The sequence below is a fragment of the Bacillus sp. Cr_A10 genome (assembly GCF_029222665.1).
Lineage (GTDB): Bacteria > Bacillota > Bacilli > Bacillales_A > Planococcaceae > Psychrobacillus.
Genome location: NZ_JARHXR010000016.1, coordinates 54,480 through 79,080, shown reverse-complemented (window position 1 = coordinate 79,080; position 24,601 = coordinate 54,480). Strand labels below are relative to the sequence as shown.

At 36.4% G+C, this 24,601-nt stretch carries 24 protein-coding genes and 2 other annotated features; of the genes, 18 read left to right on the top strand and 6 right to left on the bottom strand.

The genetic code is table 11. The features are described from left to right. Position 1: 1 nt before the first annotated feature. From P2Q73_RS16025 to leuS, 6 genes are all read left to right on the top strand, one after another. A complete protein-coding gene (locus P2Q73_RS16025) occupies positions 2-1,345 on the top strand; it encodes a sigma-54 interaction domain-containing protein (RefSeq protein WP_275789074.1) in 1,344 nt (447 codons plus the stop codon). Positions 1,346-1,575: 230 nt separating this feature from the next. After that, entirely contained in the window at positions 1,576-2,265 is a 690-nt protein-coding gene (locus P2Q73_RS16020) for a CoA transferase subunit A (RefSeq protein WP_056832894.1), read from the top strand. Between the two features lie 16 nt (positions 2,266-2,281). Beyond that, entirely contained in the window at positions 2,282-2,944 is a 663-nt protein-coding gene (locus P2Q73_RS16015) for a 3-oxoacid CoA-transferase subunit B (protein WP_056832897.1), read from the top strand. Between the two features lie 35 nt (positions 2,945-2,979). Further along, positions 2,980-4,308: a GntP family permease gene (locus tag P2Q73_RS16010; RefSeq protein ID WP_056832899.1), complete on the top strand. Its 1,329-nt coding sequence runs from the start codon at positions 2,980-2,982 to the stop codon at positions 4,306-4,308. Positions 4,309-4,354: 46 nt separating this feature from the next. After that, positions 4,355-5,122, top strand: coding sequence for a 3-hydroxybutyrate dehydrogenase (locus P2Q73_RS16005; protein ID WP_275789070.1), 768 nt, complete (start codon positions 4,355-4,357; stop codon positions 5,120-5,122). Positions 5,123-5,165: 43 nt separating this feature from the next. Beyond that, positions 5,166-5,380 (top strand) — a binding site (T-box leader). A gap of 44 nt (positions 5,381-5,424) precedes the next feature. Next, a complete protein-coding gene (gene leuS / locus P2Q73_RS16000) occupies positions 5,425-7,836 on the top strand; it encodes a leucine--tRNA ligase (protein ID WP_275789068.1) in 2,412 nt (803 codons plus the stop codon). Between the two features lie 374 nt (positions 7,837-8,210). Here the strand turns inward: leuS and P2Q73_RS15995 are convergent, their stop codons facing one another. The 3 genes from P2Q73_RS15995 to P2Q73_RS15985 form a co-directional block, all read right to left on the bottom strand. Further along, positions 8,211-8,783 carry an anthranilate synthase component II gene (locus P2Q73_RS15995; protein ID WP_275789066.1) on the bottom strand — a complete coding sequence of 191 codons (573 nt, stop codon included), beginning with the start codon at positions 8,781-8,783 and terminating at the stop codon, positions 8,211-8,213. Continuing rightward, positions 8,780-10,168 carry an anthranilate synthase component I gene (gene trpE, locus P2Q73_RS15990; RefSeq protein ID WP_275789064.1) on the bottom strand — a complete coding sequence of 463 codons (1,389 nt, stop codon included), beginning with the start codon at positions 10,166-10,168 and terminating at the stop codon, positions 8,780-8,782. Before trpE ends, P2Q73_RS15995 begins: the two co-directional genes overlap by 4 nt. Before the next feature lie 46 nt (positions 10,169-10,214). Beyond that, positions 10,215-10,440 (bottom strand) — a binding site (T-box leader). Positions 10,441-10,464: 24 nt separating this feature from the next. Next, on the bottom strand, positions 10,465-11,727 hold the full coding sequence (locus P2Q73_RS15985; RefSeq protein ID WP_053588569.1) for a BaiN/RdsA family NAD(P)/FAD-dependent oxidoreductase: 1,263 nt from the start codon (positions 11,725-11,727) through the stop codon (positions 10,465-10,467). 104 nt (positions 11,728-11,831) lie between these two features. On the opposite strand from P2Q73_RS15985, the gene P2Q73_RS15980 reads away from it, so the two are divergent. Both P2Q73_RS15980 and P2Q73_RS15975 read left to right on the top strand, forming a co-directional pair. Next, positions 11,832-13,445, top strand: coding sequence for a putative polysaccharide biosynthesis protein (locus P2Q73_RS15980; RefSeq protein WP_053588570.1), 1,614 nt, complete (start codon positions 11,832-11,834; stop codon positions 13,443-13,445). A gap of 9 nt (positions 13,446-13,454) precedes the next feature. Continuing rightward, the gene (locus P2Q73_RS15975; protein WP_275789061.1) at positions 13,455-14,177 is read left to right on the top strand and encodes a pseudouridine synthase; all 723 of its coding nucleotides are present in this window, start codon (positions 13,455-13,457) and stop codon (positions 14,175-14,177) included. A 29-nt stretch (positions 14,178-14,206) separates the two neighbouring features. Here the strand turns inward: P2Q73_RS15975 and P2Q73_RS15970 are convergent, their stop codons facing one another. Continuing rightward, a complete protein-coding gene (locus P2Q73_RS15970) occupies positions 14,207-14,428 on the bottom strand; it encodes a DeoR family transcriptional regulator (RefSeq protein ID WP_053588572.1) in 222 nt (73 codons plus the stop codon). A 408-nt stretch (positions 14,429-14,836) separates the two neighbouring features. Here P2Q73_RS15970 and pepV point away from each other — a divergent pair, with 408 nt between their 5' ends. Genes pepV through P2Q73_RS15935 form a run of 7 tightly spaced genes read left to right on the top strand, consistent with a single transcriptional unit; the run spans position 14,837 to position 21,084 of the window. Next, on the top strand, positions 14,837-16,252 hold the full coding sequence (gene pepV, locus P2Q73_RS15965; RefSeq protein WP_275789059.1) for a dipeptidase PepV: 1,416 nt from the start codon (positions 14,837-14,839) through the stop codon (positions 16,250-16,252). Then, positions 16,245-17,096 carry a D-amino-acid transaminase gene (gene dat / locus P2Q73_RS15960; RefSeq protein WP_275789057.1) on the top strand — a complete coding sequence of 284 codons (852 nt, stop codon included), beginning with the start codon at positions 16,245-16,247 and terminating at the stop codon, positions 17,094-17,096. The genes pepV and dat overlap by 8 nt, the downstream gene beginning before the upstream one ends. Continuing rightward, on the top strand, positions 17,093-17,635 hold the full coding sequence (gene thpR / locus P2Q73_RS15955) for an RNA 2',3'-cyclic phosphodiesterase (RefSeq protein WP_275789055.1): 543 nt from the start codon (positions 17,093-17,095) through the stop codon (positions 17,633-17,635). The genes dat and thpR overlap by 4 nt, the downstream gene beginning before the upstream one ends. A 4-nt stretch (positions 17,636-17,639) precedes the next feature. Beyond that, positions 17,640-18,620, top strand: coding sequence for a nuclease-related domain-containing protein (locus tag P2Q73_RS15950; protein WP_275789053.1), 981 nt, complete (start codon positions 17,640-17,642; stop codon positions 18,618-18,620). Further along, on the top strand, positions 18,613-19,572 hold the full coding sequence (locus P2Q73_RS15945) for a diacylglycerol/lipid kinase family protein (protein ID WP_275789052.1): 960 nt from the start codon (positions 18,613-18,615) through the stop codon (positions 19,570-19,572). The genes P2Q73_RS15950 and P2Q73_RS15945 overlap by 8 nt, the downstream gene beginning before the upstream one ends. Continuing rightward, a complete protein-coding gene (trmB, locus tag P2Q73_RS15940) occupies positions 19,556-20,197 on the top strand; it encodes a tRNA (guanosine(46)-N7)-methyltransferase TrmB (RefSeq protein WP_056832927.1) in 642 nt (213 codons plus the stop codon). Before P2Q73_RS15945 ends, trmB begins: the two co-directional genes overlap by 17 nt. Before the next feature lie 41 nt (positions 20,198-20,238). Further along, positions 20,239-21,084 carry a YtnP family quorum-quenching lactonase gene (locus tag P2Q73_RS15935; protein WP_275789049.1) on the top strand — a complete coding sequence of 282 codons (846 nt, stop codon included), beginning with the start codon at positions 20,239-20,241 and terminating at the stop codon, positions 21,082-21,084. A 161-nt stretch (positions 21,085-21,245) separates the two neighbouring features. Here P2Q73_RS15935 and P2Q73_RS15930 read toward each other — a convergent pair whose 3' ends face one another. Further along, positions 21,246-21,560 (bottom strand): hypothetical protein, encoded by a 315-nt coding sequence (locus tag P2Q73_RS15930; RefSeq protein ID WP_056832930.1) that lies wholly within the window; start codon positions 21,558-21,560, stop codon positions 21,246-21,248. A 172-nt stretch (positions 21,561-21,732) separates the two neighbouring features. Here P2Q73_RS15930 and P2Q73_RS15925 point away from each other — a divergent pair, with 172 nt between their 5' ends. Beyond that, entirely contained in the window at positions 21,733-22,806 is a 1,074-nt protein-coding gene (locus tag P2Q73_RS15925) for a M42 family metallopeptidase (RefSeq protein ID WP_275789046.1), read from the top strand. 102 nt (positions 22,807-22,908) lie between these two features. Here P2Q73_RS15925 and P2Q73_RS15920 read toward each other — a convergent pair whose 3' ends face one another. Further along, entirely contained in the window at positions 22,909-23,232 is a 324-nt protein-coding gene (locus P2Q73_RS15920) for a hypothetical protein (RefSeq protein ID WP_275789044.1), read from the bottom strand. Positions 23,233-23,428: 196 nt separating this feature from the next. Between P2Q73_RS15920 and P2Q73_RS15915 the strand changes: the two genes are divergently transcribed. Together P2Q73_RS15915 and P2Q73_RS15910 are read left to right on the top strand one after the other, a co-directional pair. Beyond that, positions 23,429-23,950: a DUF84 family protein gene (locus tag P2Q73_RS15915; protein WP_275789041.1), complete on the top strand. Its 522-nt coding sequence runs from the start codon at positions 23,429-23,431 to the stop codon at positions 23,948-23,950. A gap of 128 nt (positions 23,951-24,078) precedes the next feature. Continuing rightward, a complete protein-coding gene (locus P2Q73_RS15910; RefSeq protein WP_053588584.1) occupies positions 24,079-24,591 on the top strand; it encodes a hypothetical protein in 513 nt (170 codons plus the stop codon). The last annotated feature ends 10 nt before the right edge of the window (positions 24,592-24,601 follow it).

The window sequence follows — 24,601 nt, the reverse complement described above, 5'->3', positions numbered from 1 at the left end:
AATGGATAGTTTATTGGGAAAATTGTCAGTATCAGTGCTGGCACAAATATTAGAGAATGCATTCCAGTGGTTTGTTGTTGTCGATAAAGATTCAAACATACTTTATATGAATGAAGATTATTGCAGGTTTCTTGAAGTTACGAAAGAAAATGCAATTGGACAGCATGTTGCGGAAGTAATTGAAAATACAAAAATGCATGAAGTAATCAAGTCAGGGGTTGCAGATATAGCATCACCTCATTACATAAAGGGAACGTACATGCTGGCGAACCGTGTTCCACTTGTTGTCGATGGTGAAATTGTCGGTGCATTCGGTAGTGTTATATTTCGAGATATGTCAGATTGGAAAAAGCTAAGCTCGCACGTTCGTACAACGATGGAACGCATACAGTTAAATAAAGAAGATAATAGTTATAAAGAGTACCATTTAGTAGATATTAAAGGCACTTCTGTCGCAATGCGTAAAATAAAAGAAACAATTGAAATGATAGCTCCGAGTGATTTGCCGGTTTTAATCGAAGGAGAAAGTGGTACGGGAAAAGAAATGTTTGCACATAGTATTCATCAGCTTTCTGATCGATCAGATGAACTTTTTGTTAAGGTGAATTGTGCTGCAGTTCCTCCAGAACTATTAGAGGAGGAATTATTCGGTAAGCTCGATGTGATTACAGGACATTTACGAAAAGGAAGATATCAGCAAGCAGATAAAGGGACACTCTTTATAGATGAGATCAGCGCACTTCCTGTAACACTGCAAGCAAAGCTTTTACGGGCAATGCAAGACAAAGAAGTTGTATGTATGCACTCTGAGAAGGGGGAACAAGTAAACGTTCGAATTTTGGCAGCATCTAATGTGTCCCTATCTAAATTAGTGGAGGAAAAGAAGTTTCGAGAAGATTTATTTTATCGAATCCAAGCAATTACCCTATCCATCCCACCACTTCGAGAGCGTATGGAAGACTTCACAGAGCTATTGAACCATTTCTTGCAAAAATTTGTTGTTCAGGCAGGACGTCGTAAAGTAGTTTTAGCTACGAAGACAAGAGAAATACTACAATCCTATCATTGGCCAGGAAACGTTACCGAATTGCAAAATGTTCTTCAAGCTGCAGTATATTTAGCAGAGGATGATATTATTTTACCTAACGCATTACCAGCGCAAGTAAAGAAAAGGAATGCTTTATCTTTTCAAACTTCAGGTAAGCTAGCAAATATTTTACTAGATGTTGAAAAAAATGTGATTCGAGATTTACTAGAAGAAGAGCCTAATAAAGCGGTGATTGCTGAGCAATTAGGTATTAGCCGTTCCACACTTTATGAAAAAATAAAAAAATACAACTTATGACCTAAATTCCGACTTATCGGATTATATTCCGATTTACCGGAAAAAAATTTGTGTTGTAAAATGTGATTATAATTTATTTTAATGCAAAAGTTGTCCAGTTTTTCAGAATTATTATGTGATAAATTGACTAATAGTTGTCACAAATGGTATTGCGTGAAAATTTAGAATCTGTTTTAATTACATGTGAAAGCGCTTTTATTTCGCATCAAAAATGTAAGGAGGAAATGCAAATGAAGCCGATTTATTCTTCTGCAGAGGAAGCGGTAAAAGAAATACAAGATGGTGCAACATTGATGGTTGGAGGTTTCGGCTTAGTCGGAATTCCAGAAAAATTAATTCTTGCATTAGTTGAGAAAGGTGTTAAGGATTTAACGGTCATTTCTAACAATTGTGGAGTGGACGATTGGGGTTTAGGACTTTTATTAAATAATAAGCAAATTAAAAAAATGATAGGTTCATATGTTGGTGAGAACAAAGAATTTGAACGTCAAGTGCTAGCGGGGGAAATTGAAGTTGAGTTAACCCCTCAAGGAACACTTGCAGAAAAAATAAGAGCTGGTGGAGCAGGAATTCCAGCATTTTTCACACCGGCTGGAGTTGGTACTACAATAGCTGATGGAAAAGAAATTCGTATTTATGATGGAAAAGAATATGTTTTGGAAGAATCACTACGTGCAGACTTTTCTCTCATTCGAGCTTCAAAAGCAGATAAATTTGGAAATCTTATCTATAACAAAACGGCTCAAAACTTCAATCCTATGATGGCCGCAGCAGGAAAGATTACTATTGCAGAAGTTGAAGAAATCGTGGAAACAGGAGATTTAGACCCTGCCATTATTCATACACCAAGCATTTATGTACAAGGCCTGTTACAAGCCAATCAAGAAAAACGGATTGAAAGATTAATGACACGTTCATAGATGGGAGAGATTTCAAGTGACAAAATTATCAAGTAGAGAACTAATTGCTATTCGAGCAGAGAAGGAAATAGAAGATGGAAATTATGTGAATTTAGGTATTGGAATACCTACATTAGTTGCCAATTATATTTCTCCAAATAAAACAGTAGTATTACAATCAGAAAACGGACTACTTGGGATTGGACCGTATCCGACTCAAGAGGAAGTGGATCCAGACCTAATCAATGCAGGTAAAGAAACAGTTACGACTATTCCTGGTTCTGCTTTCTTTTCAAGTGCAGAATCATTTGCAATGATACGTGGTGGTCATGTGGATGTTGCAATCCTAGGTGGAATGGAGGTTTCTGAAAAAGGAGACCTTGCAAACTGGATGATTCCTGGGAAGATGATTAAAGGGATGGGCGGTGCTATGGATTTAGTGCATGGTGCCAAAAAAACGATTGTAATCATGGATCATGTTGCAAAAGATGGTTCTCCAAAAATTAAAAAAGAGTGCTCTCTTCCGTTAACAGGAAAGGGAGTAGTCGACAAAATTATTACAGACCGTGCCACTATAGAAGTGACACCAGAAGGACTTGTACTTAAAGAGGTGTACGAGGGGTACACCGTACAAGATATTATTGACTCAACAGAAGCTTCTTTAAATGTTGATAATGTAAAAGAAAATGTTGAGTTTTAATACTTCTTTATAAAACAATTCGGGGGGATTTGTTCATGGAAGCATTAAGTATGATCGGCCTTATAGGAGGCCTGGCTTTACTTATTATCTTGACGATGAAGGGTGTAAATATATTAATCGCTGGTCCTATATCAGCATTATTAGTGGCGTTGACGAGTGGAATGCCACTGTTTCCGCAATTGGCTGCTGAAGGGGAAGCAAATTTTGTAACAAGTTACATGACAGGTTTTACAGGATTTATTATGTCTTGGTATTTAATGTTCTTACTAGGAGCTGTCTTTGGGAAAGTTATGGAGGATAGCGGTGCGGCAGATTCCGTTTCAAAATGGATCGTCGATAAATTAGGAATGAAGTATGCAGTATTAGCTATCGTAATTGCCTGTGCAATCCTTACATATGGAGGCGTAAGTTTGTTCGTTGTTGCGTTCTCTGTATATCCAATGGCAATCTCATTGTTTAAGCAAGCAGACTTACCGCGTCGTTTTATACCAGCAACATTAGCGCTAGGCTCAGTTACGTTTACGATGACATCTGCAGGTTCACCTGAAATTCAAAACTGGATTCCAATTCAATTTTTAGGTACAGACGCTTATGCTGGTTGGGAAGTAAGTATTATTGTAGCAGCATTCATGGCGATTTTTGGGTATTGGTGGCTGAAACGTATTATCCAGAAAGCTGTTAATAAAGGGGAAAGATTTGAGGATCGTGAAAATGATCCAACATTTGATACGACAAGAAGTCTGCCTAATCCATTCTTAGCAATGCTTCCGTTAGCTGTAGTATTAGTGATCTCATTTATTTACCATGATAAGCTAGCGCAATCTGCATTGATCATAGCGTTACTTGGAGGAGTTATTGCTACTTACTTCGTAGGTAGAAAATATTCGAAAAATTTCTGGGAAGCGTTTTCGGCAGGAACTGTTGGGGCTATTATTGCAATCGGTAATACAGCTGCAGTTGTTGGTTTCGGTGGAGTTGCGAAAAATGTTCCAGCATTTACAACTGCTGTAGAAGCAATGACGAATATTCCTGGTTCGCCTTTAATCGGTGCAGCTATTGCGGTATCCGTAATTGCTGGTATGACTGGTTCTTCCTCTGGCGGCCAATCTATAGCATTACCATTATTGGCGCCACATTATATGGATATGGGTGTAAATGCTGAAGCGTTGCACAGGGTAGTAGCAATTTCTTCTGGTGCACTTGACTCATTGCCACACAATGGATATGTAGTAACTACTATTCAATCAATCTGTGGAGAAAAACATAGTGCCGCATATTGGTCCGTAGCAGCAACCACTGTAGTGGTACCAGCGATTGGAACAGCTATTGCAATTATATTATTCTCTCTAGGTCTAGGTATATAATTTTTCAGTCCAATGAGCTTAATGGCTGATTTTGGAGGTAAAACGTATGGTAAAAGATAGAGTACTTCTCATCACTGGAGCTGCACAAGGAATTGGGTTTCAAATTGCGCAGGAATTTTATCAGGCTGGTGCGAAGGTAGTATTAACTGATATTAATGAAGAGAAGGTTAAAGATGCTGCTGCTTCACTAGGTAGTGACGCTCTTGGTATTAAATGTGATGTGACAATCGAGGAAGATATTATTAATTCTATTGATTTAACTGTAAAAGAGTTTGGACAAATAGATATATTAATAAACAATGCAGGAATGCAGCATGTTTCTATGTTAGAAGATTTTCCTACGGAACGCTTTGAATTATTAGTGAAGATTATGCTAACTGCTCCGTTCATGGCGACTAAACATGTTCTTCCTCATATGCGAAAAAGAGGGTTCGGAAGAATTCTCAATATGGCTTCTATTAATGGTTTAGTAGGTTTTGCTGGTAAAGCAGCTTATAACTCTGCTAAGCATGGTGTAATTGGCCTAACAAAGGTTGCTGCATTAGAAACAGCAGCAGATGGCATTACAGTAAACGCGATCTGTCCAGGATATGTTGATACACCTTTAGTGAGAAACCAATTCCAAGACTTAGCAAATACACGTAATGTTCCTTTAGAGTCAGTACTGGAAGAAGTTATTTATCCATTAGTACCACAAAAAAGATTGTTAGATGTAAAAGAAATTGCTGATTTAGCATTGTTTTTAGCAAGTGATGCTGCAAAAGGTATGACGGGTCAAGCAGTTGTATTAGACGGTGGATATACTACTCAATAAAAACTTGCTATTTAAACGTATTTCCTCTAAAATACGAAGTAATAGCAAGACGCAGATAAGGATTAGTAAATAGATTGTATTTCTATAGAGAGCTAACGGTTGGTGAAAGTTAGTGGAATGCCCTATTGAACTCGCCTTTGAGTCTGTATGAGTGAACTGTCAGTAGCTTATACCGTTTTCCGCGTTAAGGAATCAAGTTGAGTGATGTTTTTCACTAATTTGGGTGGTACCGCGTGAGGTTAATCTCTCGTCCCTTAGTTTTTTTTAAGGGGCGAGTTTTTTTATTTTGAGGAGGAATTACAATGAGCTTTAATCATCAAGCAATTGAAAAAAAGTGGCAGAATTATTGGCAACAGAACAAGACATATAAGATGACTGATGATCCATCAAAACCTAAATTTTATGCACTTGATATGTTCCCTTATCCTTCTGGGGTTGGCCTACACGTTGGGCATCCACTTGGTTATATCGCTACAGATATTTTAAGTGCATTTAAACGTAAGCAAGGATATAACGTTCTTCATCCAATGGGATGGGATGCTTTTGGACTTCCTGCAGAGCAATATGCAATCGATACAGGTAATGACCCAGCAGAATTTACTGCAAAAAATATTGCTACATTCAAACGTCAAATGACGGATTTAGGTTTTTCATTTGATTGGGATAGAGAAGTCAACACAACGGATCCTTCTTATTATAAATGGACGCAATGGATTTTCATTCAACTATATAAAAAAGGCCTAGCATATGTAGATGAAGTGCCAGTAAACTGGTGTCCTGCATTAGGAACTGTTTTGGCAAATGAAGAAGTAATTGATGGAGTATCCGAACGTGGAGGGCACCCTGTTGAACGCCGTCCAATGCGTCAATGGGTGCTTCGTATAACTGCTTATGCAGATAGACTTTTAGAGGATTTAGATGATCTTGATTGGCCAGAAAGTTTAAAAGAAATGCAACGTAATTGGATTGGACGTTCAGAGGGTGCTGAGCTTACATTTGAAATAGATGGCATAAACGAATCATTCCGTGCTTTCACAACTCGTCCTGATACTATTTTTGGTGCCACTTATGCTGTATTAGCGCCAGAGCACAAGCTTGTGGATACAATTACGACAGCAGAACAACTAGAAGCAGTGCAAGCCTACAAAGATCAAGTAAAATTAAAAAGTGATTTAGAGCGTACAGATCTTGCAAAACATAAAACAGGTGTTTTTACCGGTGCCTACGCGATTAATCCGATTAGCGGCGAAAAAATGCCAATCTGGATTGCAGACTATGTATTGGCAACTTATGGAACAGGGGCTATTATGGCAGTTCCTGCACATGATGAGCGTGATTTTGAGTTCGCCAAACAATTTGATCTGCCAATCGTCGAAGTTGTGTCTGGTGGAGAGATTGAAAAAGAGGCTTATACAGCAGATGGAACGCTTATTAACTCTGACTTCTTAAATGGTTTAAACAAACAAGAAGCGATTGCGAAAGCGATTGAATGGTTTGAAGCAAACGGTAAAGGCGAAAAGAAAATTACGTATCGTCTTCGTGACTGGTTATTTAGTCGCCAACGTTATTGGGGGGAACCAATTCCAATCATCCATTGGGAAGATGGTACTTCTACTCCAGTAGATGAATCTGAATTACCTTTGATGCTTCCAGTAACAACAGATATTAAGCCAAGTGGTACAGGTGAATCTCCATTAGCGAATATTACGGAATGGGTAAATGTTGTAGATCCAGTAACAGGTAAAAAAGGTCGTCGGGAGACAAATACAATGCCTCAGTGGGCAGGTAGCTGTTGGTACTACTTACGCTATATTGATCCAAACAATGACGAAGCACTTGTGGATCCAGAATTAGCAAAACGTTGGCTTCCGGTTGACATTTACGTTGGTGGAGCAGAACATGCAGTACTGCATTTGTTGTACGCTAGATTCTGGCATAAGTTCCTTTATGATATTGGTGTAGTGACAACAAAAGAACCTTTCCAAAAACTATTTAACCAAGGCATGATCTTAGGTGAAGGTAACGAAAAAATGTCTAAGTCAAAAGGGAATGTTGTAAACCCCGATGATATCGTGATAAGTCATGGTGCAGATTCCCTTCGTCTTTATGAAATGTTCATGGGACCTCTTGATTCTTCAAAACCATGGTCTACAAACGGATTAGATGGTTCACGAAGATTCCTAGATCGTATATGGCGATTGTTAGTTGATGAAGATGGTAAATTGAGCTCTAAAGTTACAGACAGTTCTTCTGACAATATGGAAAAAGCCTATCACCAAACAGTGAAAAAAGTAACGGAAGATTTTGAAGCAATGCATTATAACACGGCCATTTCACAAATGATGGTATTTATTAACGAAGGATATAAAGCCGAAAAAATTTCAAAAGAATATGTAGAAGGATTTGTGAAGCTTATTTCTCCAATCGTTCCGCATATTGCTGAGGAACTTTGGAGTATTCTAGGACATGATGATACAATCGTTTACGAATCATGGCCAAATTTCGATGAATCTAAATTAGTAGACAATGAAGTAGAAATTCCTGTTCAAATTAAAGGGAAAGTTCGTGCGAAATTACTTGTTGCAAAAGATGCAACAAAAGATGAGCTTGAAGCATTGGCTCTTGCTTCTGAACAAGTGCAACAATGGTTGGAAGGGCAACAAGTGAAGAAAATCATTGCTATCCCAGGTAAAATGGTGAATATCGTTATTTAATAAAGCTCTATTTTTCGCTTCTTTACTTATCAACATTAAAGTTTAACTGAGCAAAAAATAAAAAATACTAACATTAGTAGTGCAAACCACGGCCATGGTTTGTGCTACTTTTTTTATTGTGAAAGTGAAGGAGTTGATTTTCGTTTCAGGCGGCGACTCCAGCCGGAATAGCAAATGTTTTCTGCACCGAAAGCGAAGCGGCAGGTGCATGAGCGAAAAGACCCTGGACTGAGCGTAGTGAGGGAAGCGGCTGAAGCCATGCCGGCGGAAAGCGTCCGTCCTGAACGGAAATCTATCGCACTTTTTAATAGAAGCTAAAAAGAAAGAGACTGCCCTTAAAAGTCATTCTTTATGACTTTCAGGACAGCAGTTTTTTATTGAATAATATCCAGAAAACCCTGTATCATTTGATCTCCTTGTATTGTCCCAATTGATTCGGGATGAAACTGAAGTCCATATAAGGGATAATCTCTATGCTTGATTGCCATGATTTCATTATCATCTTTTGCACGTGCAAGCACTTCTAATTCTTCGCTTAATGTTTGCTCATCAATTACAAGAGAATGATAACGCATGACCGAAATTGGTTCTTTAAATGGTTGGAATAAAGAATCAGCGGAATGCTCTACAATCGATAATTTCCCATGCATAATATTTTTCGCTTGAATAATCTTTGCGCCAAATGCAGCTCCAATGGATTGGTGACCTAGACATATTCCGAGAATTGGATATCTATTGTGTAGCCGTTGAACCAGTTCAATCGATATCCCTGCTTCCGAAGGGCTACCAGGGCCAGGAGATATAATTATCGCTTCTGGATGTAGTTCTTCAATTTGTTTGATAGTAATAGCGTCATTCCGAACGACCATAACTTCTTTGCCGAGCATACTTACTTGTTGATATAAGTTATACGTAAAAGAATCATAATTATCGATTAATAGGATCATCGTTGCACCTCCAAAAGAGCTTTTGCTTTATTTAGGGTTTCTTCGTATTCGCTTTTTGGAATAGAATCAAAAACTATCCCTGCTCCAGCTTGAACATGTGCGAGTTGATCCTTTACAACCATAGTGCGAATAGCAAGTGCCAAATCCATATTGCCTGTTATGGATATATAGCCTACTGCACCTGCATATACACCACGTTTAGATGTCTCAAGTTGATTTATAATCTGCATCGCTCTAATTTTAGGCGCACCAGAGACGGTTCCAGCTGGTAAGCATGCTGATAAAACATCTAATACATGTGTGTCCTTTTTTAGTAGACCAGTTACTTCTGAAACGATGTGCATCACGTATTTATAGTATTCTATCTTCATATATTTTTCGATTGAGACTGAACCAATTTCTGAGATGCGTCCAATATCATTACGTCCTAAATCTACAAGCATCCGATGTTCTGCAACTTCTTTTTCGTCGTTTAATAGATCCTTCGAAATTTGTTCATCCTCTTGTATGGATTGACCACGGGGTTTCGTTCCAGCTATTGGATTTGTAGTCACTAATCCATTTTGTACTTTTACAAGGCTTTCTGGTGAAGTTCCGAGTATAATATAATGCTCAAAGTCTAAATAAAACATATATGGAGATGGATTGGATGTACGTAGCTTACGATATAATGCAAATGGATTTCCTTCATAGGGAGAAGAAAATCGTTGGGACAATACAACCTGAAAAATATCGCCTTTTATAATATGTTCTTTTGCTTTTTGAACCATCTCTATAAATGTCTGCTCATCTATCATGGGCTGAAATGCAAGCTTTGCTTCATTTTCCTTGGATGAAATGGGACCTTTTTTTAAATCTGAGCAGATAGCTTCAATTGCTTCCGTCATTTTGTTATGGGTACGACCATTGTGGAATAAATCGATTGCAGCTATTGTAGCAGTTTGCTTTAAATGATCATAAATCACAAATGTATCGTAAAACATTAAATGAATATCTGGCATTTCTAAGTCATCGTGGAGAAACTCTCCAATTTTTTCACTGTAAAAAGCTGTCTCATATCCAAAATAGCCGATTGCACCGCCAAAAAATGAAAAAGGAAATGTTTCTTTGTGAATAGGCATCATCGATTTTAGTTTTTCGATGATGGATTCTGTTCCTTTTTCCTGGCTACCACTTTCATAAAGGAGTGAATATCCAGATTGATTTCCGGTTATTTCTGCAATGGGATTACATGCGATAAATGAATATCTACCACTTTCTTCATGTTTTGCGGATGACTCAAATAACGTCTTTTTCTTTCCATTTAAAGCATGATAAATGGATATAGGGGTCATCATATCCCCTTGGATTTCTTTCAATTCGTAACTTCTCGTCTCAACTGTCATAGCTCTGCTCTCCTTTTCTCAACTAAACACAAAAAGGCCCTCCATCACAAAGGACGGAGAGCCGTGGTGCCACCTTTTTTGATTACTATTGTAATCCACTTACTGCAAGATATATATTGCAAGTCCTGTAACGTAGACATACGCCAAAGCTTACTTATTGTTCAGCTTTGGAGCTCAGAAGCCCATTCACTAAATGTCATGCACTGATTTGCACCAACCATCAGCTCTCTAGAGCATTTCATAAAGTTACTATTCTTCCTCAATGCTTGTTACAAAACATTGTATAATAAATAGTTTCATAATTCAATCGATTTCGCAGCGCTCATTCCAGCTATTTTTCCAGTCACGAGTGCTGAAGTAATATTATAGCCACCTGTATAGCCATGAATATCAAGTATTTCTCCGCAAAAATACAGACCAGCTTTTTTCTTCGAAGCCATTGTTTTAGGTTCGATTTCTTTAATAGAAACACCGCCTCCCGTTACAAATGCTTTATCAAGGGGCTGTGTTCCATATACATTTACCGTAAATTGTTTCAACAAATGAGCAAATGAGCGAACCTTTTCGTGTGAAAGATTTTGCCCGTCTTCACTTTCTTGAATACCAGCTTGTTGTAATAAAAACAAAAGCCATCTTTCTGGTACAAGTCCTTTCCACACATTTTTTAAAGCTTTTTTTGGTTCCTCTTTAATAGAAGAGAGGAGAGATTGAAAAGTTTGTTCCTCGTTTTTGTCGGGTAGACTATCTATACGAATTTGGACAAGCTCACCACCATTCTTCTTTTGCTCTTTTACAACGAACTGGCTGCAACGTAATATAGCAGGACCACTTAATCCAAAATGAGTGAAAAGCATGTCCATTTGATGAGTAATAATTGCTTTACCTTTTTTATTTAAAACTGAAACTGCAACATCTCGTAATGCAAGCCCTTGAAGTTCTTTTGATTTTATAAATGACTCGTTGGATAGTAAAGGAACCTCTGTAGGATATAGATCAGTAACCGTATGTCCAGCCTTTTCTGCCCATGGATATCCATCACCCGTAGAGCCAGTTTGTGGTACTGCCTTTCCACCGACTGCAACAACTATAGCGCCGGCGGTAATTTCTTCACCAGTTTCAAGACGAACTCCAATAATTTTCTCATCATTCATTAATAATTTAGCAACTGGTGCGTTTAATTTAATTTCAACTTTTAACCGTTTTAATTCGTCCAGAAGAGCATTCACTACATCCATTGCTTTATTGGATACTGGAAACATTCTTCCATGATCTTCTTCTTTTAGTTGTACCCCAAGATTTTCGAAAAAGGCAATAATATCTTCATTATTAAAAACAGAAAAAGGGCTATATAAAAATCTTCCGTTTCCAGGAATATTTTTGACGATTTCTTCTTGAGGGAGTCGATTGGTCACATTACAACGACCGCCTCCTGATATTGCTAGCTTTTTGCCAAGCTTATTACCCTTTTCTATTAATAATACTTGTTTATTTTCTGCTCCAGCAGCAGCTGCTGCCATTAGGCCAGAGGGACCCCCGCCGATTACAATAACGTCATACATAATAAGTTCACACTTTCATTTTTTTCTTTAGTATACATCATTGTGGTTTTGTTTCGACAGATGTAAACTGTAAGATAGACATTTCTTAGGATTGGACGGTTTTTATGGCTTCGAATTTATTAAAAGGGACGATGATTTTAACAATTGGTCTCTTATTATCTAGAATATTAGGCGTTCTCTATGTAATTCCTTTTTATCAATTAATTGGGGAAGAGTATGTAGTACTCTATCAGTATGCATATGTTCCTTATTCAATTATGTTGGCAATAGCAGTATCGGGAGTACCTATTGCAGTTTCAAAATTTGTTTCGAAATATAATGCACTAGGGGATTACGCAACAGGACGAAAATTAGTCCAATCAAGTATGCTGCTTATGTGTGTTACAGGTGTACTAGGATTTCTTCTTCTTTATATATTGGCGGAACCTATCGCTCAACTTGTCATAAAAGACAAAGATGCTATCTTCTCCATTGAGGATGTTGCATCCGTTATTAGATATGTAAGTTTTGCGGTGATAGTTGTACCTGTTATGAGTTTAATTAGAGGCTTTTTTCAAGGGTATCAACATATGACCCCAACTGCTGTATCTCAGTTATTTGAGCAAGTTGTACGTATTTTGTTCGTTCTAGCTGGTGCTTTCGTTGTCATGAATGTATTTAAAGGCTCGGAGAAAACTGCTGTTTCTTTTGCAGTTTTTGCAGCATTTTTAGGAGCGATTGCTAGCTTAGTTGTGCTGTATTGGTATTGGAAAAAGTTAAAGCCAGAATATAATGCACTTCTAGAAAACAGCGGAAATTTAACATCAGATGTATCGTTAAAAAATATTTATAAAGAAATCTTAGTCTATACGGTTCCATTTGCTTTAGTAGGGGTAATCAATCCTCTCTTTCAATTTATCGATATGATTACTTTTAACCGTGCAATGACAATGATTGGGAAAGCATCAGTTTCTGATACATATTTAGGTATGTTGAACTTCACAACACATAAGCTTGTGATGATACCAGTAATGTTGGCTACAGGCTTTTCGATGACGCTCATTCCTCTTATTACTAGTTTTTATGCGAAACAGGATTTTATGAATGTTAGAAAATCTTTAGATCAGGCATTTCAAATTTTATTATTTTTAACTTTGCCGGCTGCATTAGGTATTTCAGTTTTAGCAGATGAATTTTATACAGTATTTTATGAGACAAGCGATGTAGGGGCTACAGTGCTTGCGCATTATGCACCTGTTGCGATACTGTTTGCTCTTTATCCAGTAACTACTTCTATTTTACAAGGAATCGATCGCCAAAAATTAATTATCCTCAATTTATTAATCGGAATTTTAACAAAGCTCGTATTAAATACCCCGTTTATTAAAATGTTTGAAACGGATGGTGCTATTTTGGCCACTTCTGCTGGTTACATTGTTGCTATTGCTTTAAATATGGTTGCTATAGGAAAAACATTGCATTATCAATCTACAATGGTAATTAGACGTATTTTCCTTATATCTATATTAACGGCAATTATGTTATGTATAGTATCCATCGTAAAATGGGGAATTGGGCAAGTATTTACGATTGATGGGAAAATAGAATCATTATTAGTTATCTTTGTTTGTGCTTCCATTGGAGCAGTTTTTTATGGATATGTCACGCTAAGATTAGGACTTGCACAAAAGCTTTTCGGCGAGAGAATTACACGTTTTACGAAAAAAATTGGTTTTTAGGAGTATGACATGCGATTAGATAAATTTCTAGCACATATGGGATTTGGTACGAGGAAAGAAGTAAAAGAATTAATTAAATCTAAAGCTATCCAAGTAAATGATGTCATAGTAAAAGATAGCTCTTTGCATGTGAACGAACATGTAGATAAAGTTTCTGTTTATGGAGAAGAAATTGAGTATAAAGAATTTATCTACTTAATGCTAAATAAGCCTGCAGGAGTCGTATCTGCCACAGAAGATACGAGAGATCGAACTGTGATTGACTTATTAGAGGATGATGTACGTCATTTTCAGCCATACCCAGTTGGTAGACTAGATAAGGATACTGTAGGGTTGCTATTATTAACAAATGACGGTGCTTTAACGCATCGTCTACTTTCTCCGAATAAGAATGTACCAAAATTATATTATGCAGAGGTTGAAGGCATAGTTGACGAGAGTGACGTACAGGCTTTTTTAGAAGGAGTAATATTAGATGATGGCTATAAAACAAAGCCGGGAATTTTGACAATTTTAAGTAGAGGACCAGTGTCCGAAGTAGAATTAACAATAACAGAAGGCAAATTTCATCAAGTAAAAAGAATGTTCGAATCCGTTGGAAAAAAAGTAGTTTTTCTTAAAAGGCTTTCAATGGGACAATTAAAATTAGATGAATCTCTTAAACAAGGAGATTATAGAGAACTTACTGAAGAAGAGTTAGAGGGGTTACAGCAAAAGAATGACCAAGCTTAGGCTAGGTCATTCTTTTCATATGGGGAAATCTAAGATGTCATTTTAACGCGTTTGTTCGTCGTGGTCCATTTGCCTCTTGTTGGGCTTATGACTAAGTCATTAAAGGCAAGTACATTCAAATCTCGTTGAATCGTGCGAGGAGTGATGCCAAATTCATCGACTAAATCTTGTGTAGTAACAGTTCCGTGATCACGGATGAACATATACATATCTTTAATTCGATTGAGCATCCGATCAGTAGTTGGTTTCATAAGTAACCACTCCTTCATCATCATATCTCGTGGCAAGACTAGCGGACGACATGGGTGAAAAGCAACAAATTAATTGCAATTTACAGCCCCTTTACTATATTGGTAGTCAGTCATATATTTTCTGACAATTTAATTATAGTAGATTTTCGAGAAAATTTCTATAAAAAACAGCTAATTTACAAAAACTTCATATAAAGATTTATTAAAATGAATGAAAAAATAGATGTCCAAGCGAAAAAATTGATAGCAAACAAGTAGAAAAAATATAAAAAAAGGTTCGTTAGTACATGAAATATTAGAATTAAAAAAATCATCGAAAAAGAAGACTGAAAATGCCTTCTTTTTTGTGTTTTATACGCTGAAAAAAGTGTAGAATAACGTTAGAAGGATTGTGTAGGAGGGTTTATATTGAATTGGTTAGAACTTGCGGAACAAAAAAGAACTGAGATGATTGAAGAGCTTCAAAAATTAATTCAAATTCCTAGTGTTCTTGATGAAAAAGCTGCTACGGAAGAAATGCCTTTTGGGCCGAAACCTCTAGAAGCACTTAATCATATGTTAAGTGAAGGAAAAAATGAGGGTCTAGTTACTAAAAATATTGATAATATGGCTGGTCATATTGAAATGGGAGATGGAGAGGAAACTTTAGGTATTCTCTGTCACGTTGATGTGGTCCCAGTTGGAGAAGGCTGGACTTATCCTCCTTTTGAAGGCGTCGTAGCAGATGATAAAATTTACGGTCGTGGTGCAATAGATGATAAAGGTCCGACTATTGCAGCTTGGATGGCAATGAAGTTAGTAAAAGAATCTGGAATCCCTTTACATAAAAAAGTAAGACTAATCATTGGGACGGATGAAGAGAGCGGCTTTCGATGTGTAGAACGTTATTTTGAAAAAGAACCGATGCCTGAAATAGGCTTTGCACCTGATGCAGATTTCCCAATTATTAATGCAGAAAAAGGAATTGCAAACCTAATTTTTACGCAAACTGGATCAACTGAAACGGAAACTATTCAATTTTTTCAAGCAGGAAAGCGGACAAATATGGTTCCGGACGAAGCCTTTGCCCTTATTTTTGGTGGACTTCATTCCATAAAACAAAAGTTTAGTGAATTTTCTACTGAACATGGTTTTAATGGGGAAGTAACGCAAGAAGGTCCAATGGTTAAAGTGTTGGTAAGAGGAAAATCTGCACATGCTATGGAGCCAGATGAAGGGGTAAATGCAGCAATTTTACTTGCGAAGTTTTTACAAGTCGTTCCATTAACTCCTCACTCGAAAGCATTTGTAGACTTTTTAGTTATTGGCTTTGGTGATGACAGTAGAGGGCATGCATTATCTCTTAACTTTTCGGATGATGTATCAGGAGATACAACATTAAATCCGGGTGTTATTCATTATGCCCCAGCACAAGGGTCTTGTACACAAGTTAGTATGAGATATTCAGTTACTTACCCTTTTGAAGAAAAACTGAGTACATGTAGAGAGACTCTTCAAAATTTAGGGATCACGCTTGATCTTGGCTCTAATTCTAAGCCTCATTATGTCGATAAAGAAGATATACTTATTAAATCATTACAAAAAGTATATGAAAGACAAACGGGAGAAGAGGCAAAGCTGTTATCTATAGGTGGAGGTACTTATGCTAGGGTTCTGAAAAATGGGGTTGCATTTGGAATGCTATTCTCTGGAAGAAAGGACGTAGCGCACCAAGTAGATGAATATGTAGACATAGAAGATTTAGTTAAGGCAACAGCGATTTATGCAGATGCAATTGTGGAACTTGCAGGAAAAAATACTACAGAGGTGAAAATTGATGACTAAAATATTATGGAATGATCAAATCGTTAACGAAGAAGAAGTAAAAATAGGCTTTGAGGATCGTGGATACCAATTTGGTGATGGTATTTATGAAGTAATTAAAATTTATAACGGAGATGTATTTACTGCTAAAGAACATATTGACCGATTGTATGCAAGTGCTGATAAAATTCAGTTAGTCATTCCTTATACAAAAGATGTACTTTATAAAATGCTCTATGATTTAATCGAAACGAATGAAGTCCAAAACGGACATATTTATTTGCAAGTTACTCGTGGTACTAGCGCTAGACAGCATAACTTTCCGACTCCAGCTGTCGATTCTGTACTAACAGCATATACAAAAGAAACAAGTCGTCCTCACGCTCAACTTGAAAACGGAGTAAAAGCGTGTTTTGTTGAGGATATTCGTTGGCTTCGTTGTGATATAAAATCTCTGAACCTTTTAGGAAATGTATTGGCAAAACAAGAAGCTGTAAGCAAAGATTGCTATGAAGCTATTCAACATCGTGGGGAAGTAATAACCGAAGGGTCTTCATCCAATATATATGGCATTAAAGATGGTGTGCTTTATACACATCCAGTTAGTAATCTTATATTAAATGGAATAACAAGAAAAGTGATTTTAGATTGCTGTGAAGAAGTAGGGCTCCCGGTAGTAGAAGAAGCATTTACAAAAGCACAAGCTTTGGAAATGGATGAAATTATTATGTCTTCTACAAATGCTGAAGTAATGCCAATTGTTTCTGTCGACGAAAAACCAATTGGGAATGGTACACGTGGAGAATGGACTCAAAAATTACAACAAGCTTTTGAGAAAAAAATCCCTTCATCTATTGGCGTATGAACACACATTACTTTATAGGTATTAAAATTCCACCAACGCTCGGAACAGATATCATAGAAGCAAGAGATAAAACTAATTTACATGAGACGCATAAAACGTTGCCATTTAAAGAGGATTTGCACATTACTTTATTTTATATTGGGGCAATGGCGAGCGAACAAATAGAACATATCATCCAGTCGTTACGAAATATCGACTGGAGTTCTTTTAATCTAACAACGAATGGGCTCGCTCATTTTGGAAGCAATCGAACACCGAGAGTAGTTTATACTGACTTAGAAGAAAGTGACTCATTAAAGAGGTTACAAAAAGAAGTTGTGGAAACCTTGAGTGATTGTATAAAAACAGAACATACGAAGGATTTTAATGCTCATATTACGATTGCTAAAAAATGGGCGTCTAAGGGGTTACTGTCTATAGAAGATTTTCACTTGCCTAAATCGACATTTGAAGTAAGTTGTTTTAGTGTATTTAAGATAAACCCGAATAGTAAACCTCGTTATGAGGAGATTGCTTCTATTAGATGCAAAGGAGGGTAAGTGAATGGCTCAGTTAGTAAAACTACAGGACTATATTTCAAGATATCAAGTTGATTTAAAACGATATCCCACTCAATTTGTTCGATTAAAAAAACAGCAATGGGAACGTACAAAAGCTGAATGGGAAAGTGGATCATTTGACACCTCATGGATAGAAAAAGACGATGAGGTGGAAATACCTGAAAAGAAATCTATTTTCTCTAAGCTTTTCAACCGTAAACAGAACGAAGTTATAGAGGATTCTGTTTGGGAAGAATCAGAGTTGCAGGAAGAAGAGGTGATTCCGGAAGAATCTACGATGCTTAATTTTCAACCTAATATCGTTTACAATCCAAAATCAAAAGAAGAATTAAAGCGTCTGTATTTTAATCAGCTTTTTCATTTTCAACTGAAGTGGGCAAGCTCGACTTTACGAGAAAAATCTTATGTTGATCCAAAATTTTTGCGAGATACTTTACTACGAACGCTTACTTTACAGCTACCTGATAATTATTTTTTATTTTATTATCCTATTTTAAAACTTAAAAAAGCTCCAGTTGAATTAGAAATCATATTAATATTACCAACAGAGATTATATGCCTTGTTGTTTTAGAAAGAAAAGAATTGGATGCTTTTATAGGAAGTAGCGATCGTTTTTGGATTCAAAAAAGCGGTAAGGAAGAAAAGAAGGTATTGAGTCCAATGATAGGATTAAATCGAATGGAATCTATTTTAATGCAAATAATTAAAAAAGAAGAAATCGATTTGCCAATTAGGAAAGTAGTGCTTTCAAGAAATGGGTATATTGATTATCCAGGGACTTCTTTCAACACTCAATTTGTAGATACACGAAAGTTTCCGGAGTGGTTTAGATCATTAAAATCTTCTCCTTCCCCAATGAAGCATATGCAATTTAAAGCTGCACAAGCAATACTTGACTTAGCTCAAACAACGTCCTATTCAAGATCTGGTTGGGAAGTAGACAGTGAGGAAAGTGATGAGTAACGTAGTTTTTATTGTGAATGAACATGCTGGTCGTGGACGAGCAAAAAAAATATGGGCATCATGGAAAGAGAAAATTGATTTTCCTTATACTAGTTACGTGACTGAATATAGAGGACATGCTACGAATATAGCAAGAGATTGTGCACTATATAATGAGGAAGATTTGTTAATTGTAGCTATCGGCGGAGACGGTACTGTTCACGAAATTATTTCAGGAGTTACGCATTATAATCACGTTCGAGTCGGAGTTATTTCTGCAGGTAGTGGAAATGATTTTGGTCGGACTTTTTCTGTTTTCAAAACCGTAGAACAGTTACGGAATTATGCAAAGAACTACTATACATATGAAAAATTAGACTTTGGTATCTTATCAACGAAAGAAAAAGATTTTGGTTTTGTAAATAATGCAGGTTTTGGTTTTGATGCAAAAGTAGTTTATTCCGTAAATAATTCTTCATGGAAAAAGTGGTTAAATGTCTTGGGGTTAGGGAAAATAGCGTATATACTATATTTGGTTAAAGAGCTTATAACATTTACAAGATTTTCATTCACTTTACATACGGAGAAAGATGAGTTAAAGTTTGATGATGTTTGGTTCCTTGTTGTATGCAATCAGCCTTATTTTGGTGGAGGAATGAAAATATCTCCTAGTTCTCAACCAAATGATCAATTAATAGAAATGACAATCGTAAATAAATTAGCAAAATGGAAGCTTCTCTTTATTTTCGGTACGGTGTTTTTTGGGAAACATACAAAGTTTAAAGAAGTGAAACAGTTTCAAGCTAAAAATTTTAAGATTACGATGCATAATCAAGTATTTGGTCACGTGGATGGAGAATTCTCTTGCCTAACAGACCATAATCATCGTTATACTTTTTCGGTTCAATCAAAAGCTTGGAATTTAGCGAAACCAATAGTTAAAGGAGTTAAAAATAATGAGGTTAAGACATAAACCATGGGCAGAAGATTTTATCAATGCTCATCCTGAAATTATTATACAAAATCCGGAGGAATTGAAAGGCAAATGGGACTCTGAATTTAAAAATGCTCATCCCCTTCACATCGAGGTAGGAACGGGGAAAGGGCAATTTATAACAGGAATGGCCAAGCAAAATCCGGATATCAATTATATTGGAATAGAGCTATATGATAAAGTAATCGTTTCGGCACTTGAAAATGCGATAGCAGCACAGCCATTGCCAAATTTACGATTGCTAAAGGTAAACGGCGCAGATTTGGCAAAGTATTTTGAGAAAAATGATGTAGACCGTGTTTATTTGAATTTCTCTGATCCTTGGCCAAAAGTTAGACATGAGAAGAGACGTTTAACTCATGAAGGATTTTTGAAATTATACGAATCTATTTTAGTAGATAACGCCGAGATTCATTTTAAAACTGATAATCGAGGATTATTTGAATACTCTTTAGTAAGTATGTCTGCGTATGGTATGTTAATAAAAGATGTCTCACTAGATCTACATGTGAATATGCCAGAAGACAATATAATGACCGAGTATGAAGAAAAGTTTTCTGCAAAGGGACAACCAATCTATCGAGTAGAAGCAAAATACGTATAAATGTTTAAGTGTTGACGATATCGATTAGGGGGAGATGGGGAATGGATACGCTTCAATTTCACAATATGACATTAACTTGGCTTAAAGGCGGTACTACGTTCATGGATGGGGGAGCCATGTTCGGTGTTGTACCAAAGCCATTATGGGAAAAGAAATATCCAGTAAACGAATTAAATCAAATAGAGTTACCGTCAGATCCGCTATTTATCCAATACAATGGGCACAATATCTTAATGGAGGCGGGGCTTGGCTACGGTAAGTTTACAGAAAAACAAATAAGAAACTACGGTATAACTGATCAATCTCAAGTGGAGGACAACCTCGTTCAACTAGGTGTGTTACCAGAAGATATTGACATTATTATCATGACACATCTCCATTTTGATCATGCTTGTGGCCTAACAAAGTGGGAGAATGAGGAGCTAGTTTCAAGTTTTCCTAATGCGAAAATTTTCGTTTCAGATGTTGAGTGGAATGAAATGAGAAATCCAAATATCCGTTCACGAAATACTTACTGGAAAGAAAACTGGGAGCCAATTGAAGGACAGGTTATTTCATTTTCAGGTTCATTAGAAGTAGTGGATGGGATAGAGATAATCCATACGGGCGGACATAGTGATGGGCATAGTATTGTTTTATTGAAACAAAACGGAGAAACGATTATTCATATGGCTGATTTAATGCCAACCCATGCACACCAAAATCCATTGTGGGTGTTAGCGTACGACGATTATCCGATGACTTCCGTTTTTGCAAAAGAAAAATGGGTGAACGAAGCACTTAGTAATAATTATTGGTTTAGTTTTTACCATGATGCTTTTTATCGTATGATCAAATGGACAGCGGATGGAAAAGAAATAGTGGACAAATTAGACCGAACTCGATAAAAAATTAGCTGCACGTTTGTTTAGTGCAGCTGATTTTTTATATTTTGGCTTGCTTTATAAATTGTGTTTTTCAATTTAGATTGCAGAACATGGATGTGCGCTTGCCGCACGCTACACATTAGTCAACAATAATATTTAACAAATTCACTATTATATATCTATTAAACTTTTACTAACTCCACAACTGTTCCTGTTTTAGTATCTGCAGAAAATTCAAATTGCTCGAGCTCGCCATTTCGAACACGAGAAATACCACCTTTATATACATTCGTATGGATTGCCTCATTAGCAAAAGGCTCTGGGCTCATATAAATCCATGAACCATCTATTGGACCTTCTTGTTTAAATGAATTTTTTATTTCTCTTAAAACAAGCTCTGGTGATCGATTAATATTCAATTTATTAGTTGCCTGACTAGCAATCATCCCTATTACAATTCCTGATCCAAGACCCATCATATAGTCACGAAGTTTCAATGTTCTACTCCTCCTAACGTCTTTTTTTTAGTGTATCATATATTTTCAATCAAATAAATTTTTCGAATGTCGAAGTTTTTAAGTAGTAAACGATTCAAGCATTTATTACAATAGAAGAGGAATGTAAATTTTATTATTTAAATTTGACCAAAGCTTTAGGAGGCTTTTACAAATGAATGAAGAAACGCGCTCGCTTTTTAAAACTCTAACAGAATTACCAGGAGCACCAGGAAATGAACATGCAGTACGTTCTTTTATGCGAAGTGAACTTTCCAAGTATTCAGATGAAATCGTGCAAGATAATTTAGGAGGCATTTTCGGATTAAAAAAAGGGTCCGAAAATGGTCCGAAAATTTTAGTTGCTGGACATATGGACGAAGTTGGCTTTATGGTATCAGGTATCACAGATAATGGAATGATTCGATTTCAACCATTAGGCGGTTGGTGGAGTCAAGTATTACTTGCACAACGCGTAGATATCGTAACGAAAGAGAGAACAATTCCAGGAGTCATTGGATCTATTCCGCCTCATCTATTAAGTGATGAAATGAGAAACAAACCAATGGACGTTAAAAATATGTTAATTGATGTTGGTGCAGACGATCAAGAAGATGTGAAGCGTATGGGAATAAGACCAGGAGATCAAATAGTCCCTGTTTGTTCGTTCACACCGATGGCGAATGATAAAAAAATCATGGCTAAAGCTTGGGATAATCGATATGGTTGTGGACTTGCAATTGAGCTATTAAAAGAAGTACAAAATGAGCAATTGCCTAATATGCTTTATTCTGGTGCAAATGTTATGGAAGAAGTTGGTTTGCGTGGTGCACAAGCATCAGCAAATATGATTCAGCCAGATTTATTCTTTGCATTAGACGCTAGTCCTGCAAATGATGCTTCAGGTAATAAAAATGAGTTTGGGCAACTTGGAAAGGGAGCTCTTTTACGTATTTTTGACCGTACAATGGTAACACACCGCGGTATGAGAGAATTTGTATTAGATACGGCGGAAACAAATAAAATTCCTTACCAATATTTCATCTCACAAGGTGGTACAGATGCTGGACGAGTGCATACTTCCAACGAAGGTATACCTAGTGCAGTTATAGGAATCTGCTCTCGTTATATCCATACTTCTGCTTCAATTATTCATACCGATGACTACGCAGCAGCTAAGGAACTTATAACTAAATTAGTGAAAGCATGTGACCGAACAACTTTAGAAACAATTAAAGCAAACGTATAATAAAATAAAAAGAAGGAGCCGAAAAATTAATTTCGGCTCCTGATTTTTTAATTGTTGAAAATTAAAATTATCATCTAGTTATTATAAATCTACTAATTAATTCTATATAAAATAAGGATAATATGAAAGGATTGCAATAAAAAAACTAACTAGTGTAAATAGCAATAGACCTAATGTGATTGGTGATATGTTAAATCGAAATGGTTTAACACCATCATTATCTAATCTATTCCAACCTTTTATGTGTGCATTTAATTCATTAGTTGTTTGGTTCGTATATAATTGAAACAACCAAACAGATCCGAATATTACAAGACTACCTAAAAAAAGTGTATCGATCAATGCCCATCCAATAATAACTGAAGCTAGCGAGAGTATGATTGCTTCTATAGATACCGTAAGAAGTACAACATAACCTTTTTTCAAAAAAATACACCACCTAAAATTGTTTACACTTCATACGAATAAAACTTCCAAAAGTTTCAATAATTCTTTATTTTGGATAATATAACTCAAATTACTATTTATGAATAAGTCGAAATAGCACTTGAGGTATGAGTGCTATTTTTCAGATGAATCTGCCAACATCACGAGAACGTTTACAAGTTAGGAGAGAATATGTTTGAAAATATTAATCGGAACCAATAATAGAGCTAAAACCAAAGCAGTCATTACTATTTCAACGAAATATTATCCAAATGCCGAATTTGAAAATAAGGATGTCCCATCACTTGTATCCAATCAACCAATGGGTGATGAGGAAACAAGGCAAGGTGCTATTAACCGTGCAAAGCACTTAATGGTGGAGAATGTTGACGCTGAATTTGGAATAGGATTAGAAGGTGGCGTAAAAGAGATAGATGGGACGATGTATGTCTGCAATTGGGGTGCCCTTGTAACAAAAGATGGGAGAGTTTTTTCTGCAACAGGGGCAGGTGTACCTCTTCCAAATGAAATTGCTGTTTTGCTAAAGGCAGGTTCGGAACTTGGTCCTGTAATGGACGTCTTTACTAATAAGAATGATATTCGTCATGATGAAGGGGCAATCGGTGTATTTACGAATGGTCTTGTGTCTAGAAGCGACATGTTTGCGCATATTATGTTATTACTTATAGGTCAATACGAACTTTCTAAGAAGCTCTAAATAAGAATGAACTTGCCTCTTAGATTTCTAATTCTTCTATAAAGAAAATGGAAAGTATCCTGTAGTTGCAAGTGACTGAAATCATCTATAAAATATATAGCAGTTATGCTTTGAATGGAGGAAAGTAAATGGCTCGAAATTGGATGCGGTTATGTATCGCGTCACTAGCTGTCTTGTTATTAGTTGGCTGTTCTTCAGTTGAAGAACAAGCGGAAGATGGCATGGAAAATGCAAAAGAAGTGTTTCAAGGGGATGCGGAAAAGCCCAACAAAACAGTAGATAATTTGAAAATATTTTTGCCTAGTGGATTTTCTATTGAAGATGACTCTGATCAAACGAACATTATTTTATCTAAAGGCAATGATTCCTATATTTTATTTGTTAATCCCAATGAGCTTCCTGGAAGTCAATTATATTATGATTTAATGATGGATAATAAAAATTTAAAAATAGTTGAAAAAGATACATTTGAACAAAACGGAAGGTTTGGTTTTGCTGCAATTATTGAGAGTAGTGAAGAAAACTTTGAACTTATAGCAAGTATAGGCGGCATAAAGCTTACTACTATATCAAAACAACAAGATATCGCTTCTAATATAGAGAAAATGATGATGATTGTAAGGTCTATTTCAACTGACTAAGGAGGAAAGA

Bases quoted from the DNA above. Each gene is read 5' to 3' on its own strand.
- P2Q73_RS16025 (WP_275789074.1), top strand. From the start codon at position 2: ATGGATAGTTTATTGGGAAAATTGTCAGTATCAGTGCTGGCACAAATA.
- P2Q73_RS16020 (WP_056832894.1), top strand. From the start codon at position 1,576: ATGAAGCCGATTTATTCTTCTGCAGAGGAAGCGGTAAAAGAAATACAA.
- P2Q73_RS16010 (WP_056832899.1), top strand. From the start codon at position 2,980: ATGGAAGCATTAAGTATGATCGGCCTTATAGGAGGCCTGGCTTTACTT.
- P2Q73_RS16005 (WP_275789070.1), top strand. From the start codon at position 4,355: ATGGTAAAAGATAGAGTACTTCTCATCACTGGAGCTGCACAAGGAATT.
- leuS (WP_275789068.1), top strand. From the start codon at position 5,425: ATGAGCTTTAATCATCAAGCAATTGAAAAAAAGTGGCAGAATTATTGG.
- P2Q73_RS15995 (WP_275789066.1), bottom strand. From the start codon at position 8,783: ATGATCCTATTAATCGATAATTATGATTCTTTTACGTATAACTTATAT.
- trpE (WP_275789064.1), bottom strand. From the start codon at position 10,168: ATGACAGTTGAGACGAGAAGTTACGAATTGAAAGAAATCCAAGGGGAT.
- P2Q73_RS15985 (WP_053588569.1), bottom strand. From the start codon at position 11,727: ATGTATGACGTTATTGTAATCGGCGGGGGTCCCTCTGGCCTAATGGCA.
- P2Q73_RS15980 (WP_053588570.1), top strand. From the start codon at position 11,832: ATGGCTTCGAATTTATTAAAAGGGACGATGATTTTAACAATTGGTCTC.
- P2Q73_RS15975 (WP_275789061.1), top strand. From the start codon at position 13,455: ATGCGATTAGATAAATTTCTAGCACATATGGGATTTGGTACGAGGAAA.
- P2Q73_RS15970 (WP_053588572.1), bottom strand. From the start codon at position 14,428: ATGAAACCAACTACTGATCGGATGCTCAATCGAATTAAAGATATGTAT.
- dat (WP_275789057.1), top strand. From the start codon at position 16,245: ATGACTAAAATATTATGGAATGATCAAATCGTTAACGAAGAAGAAGTA.
- thpR (WP_275789055.1), top strand. From the start codon at position 17,093: ATGAACACACATTACTTTATAGGTATTAAAATTCCACCAACGCTCGGA.
- P2Q73_RS15950 (WP_275789053.1), top strand. From the start codon at position 17,640: ATGGCTCAGTTAGTAAAACTACAGGACTATATTTCAAGATATCAAGTT.
- P2Q73_RS15945 (WP_275789052.1), top strand. From the start codon at position 18,613: ATGAGTAACGTAGTTTTTATTGTGAATGAACATGCTGGTCGTGGACGA.
- trmB (WP_056832927.1), top strand. From the start codon at position 19,556: ATGAGGTTAAGACATAAACCATGGGCAGAAGATTTTATCAATGCTCAT.
- P2Q73_RS15935 (WP_275789049.1), top strand. From the start codon at position 20,239: ATGGATACGCTTCAATTTCACAATATGACATTAACTTGGCTTAAAGGC.
- P2Q73_RS15925 (WP_275789046.1), top strand. From the start codon at position 21,733: ATGAATGAAGAAACGCGCTCGCTTTTTAAAACTCTAACAGAATTACCA.
- P2Q73_RS15910 (WP_053588584.1), top strand. From the start codon at position 24,079: ATGGCTCGAAATTGGATGCGGTTATGTATCGCGTCACTAGCTGTCTTG.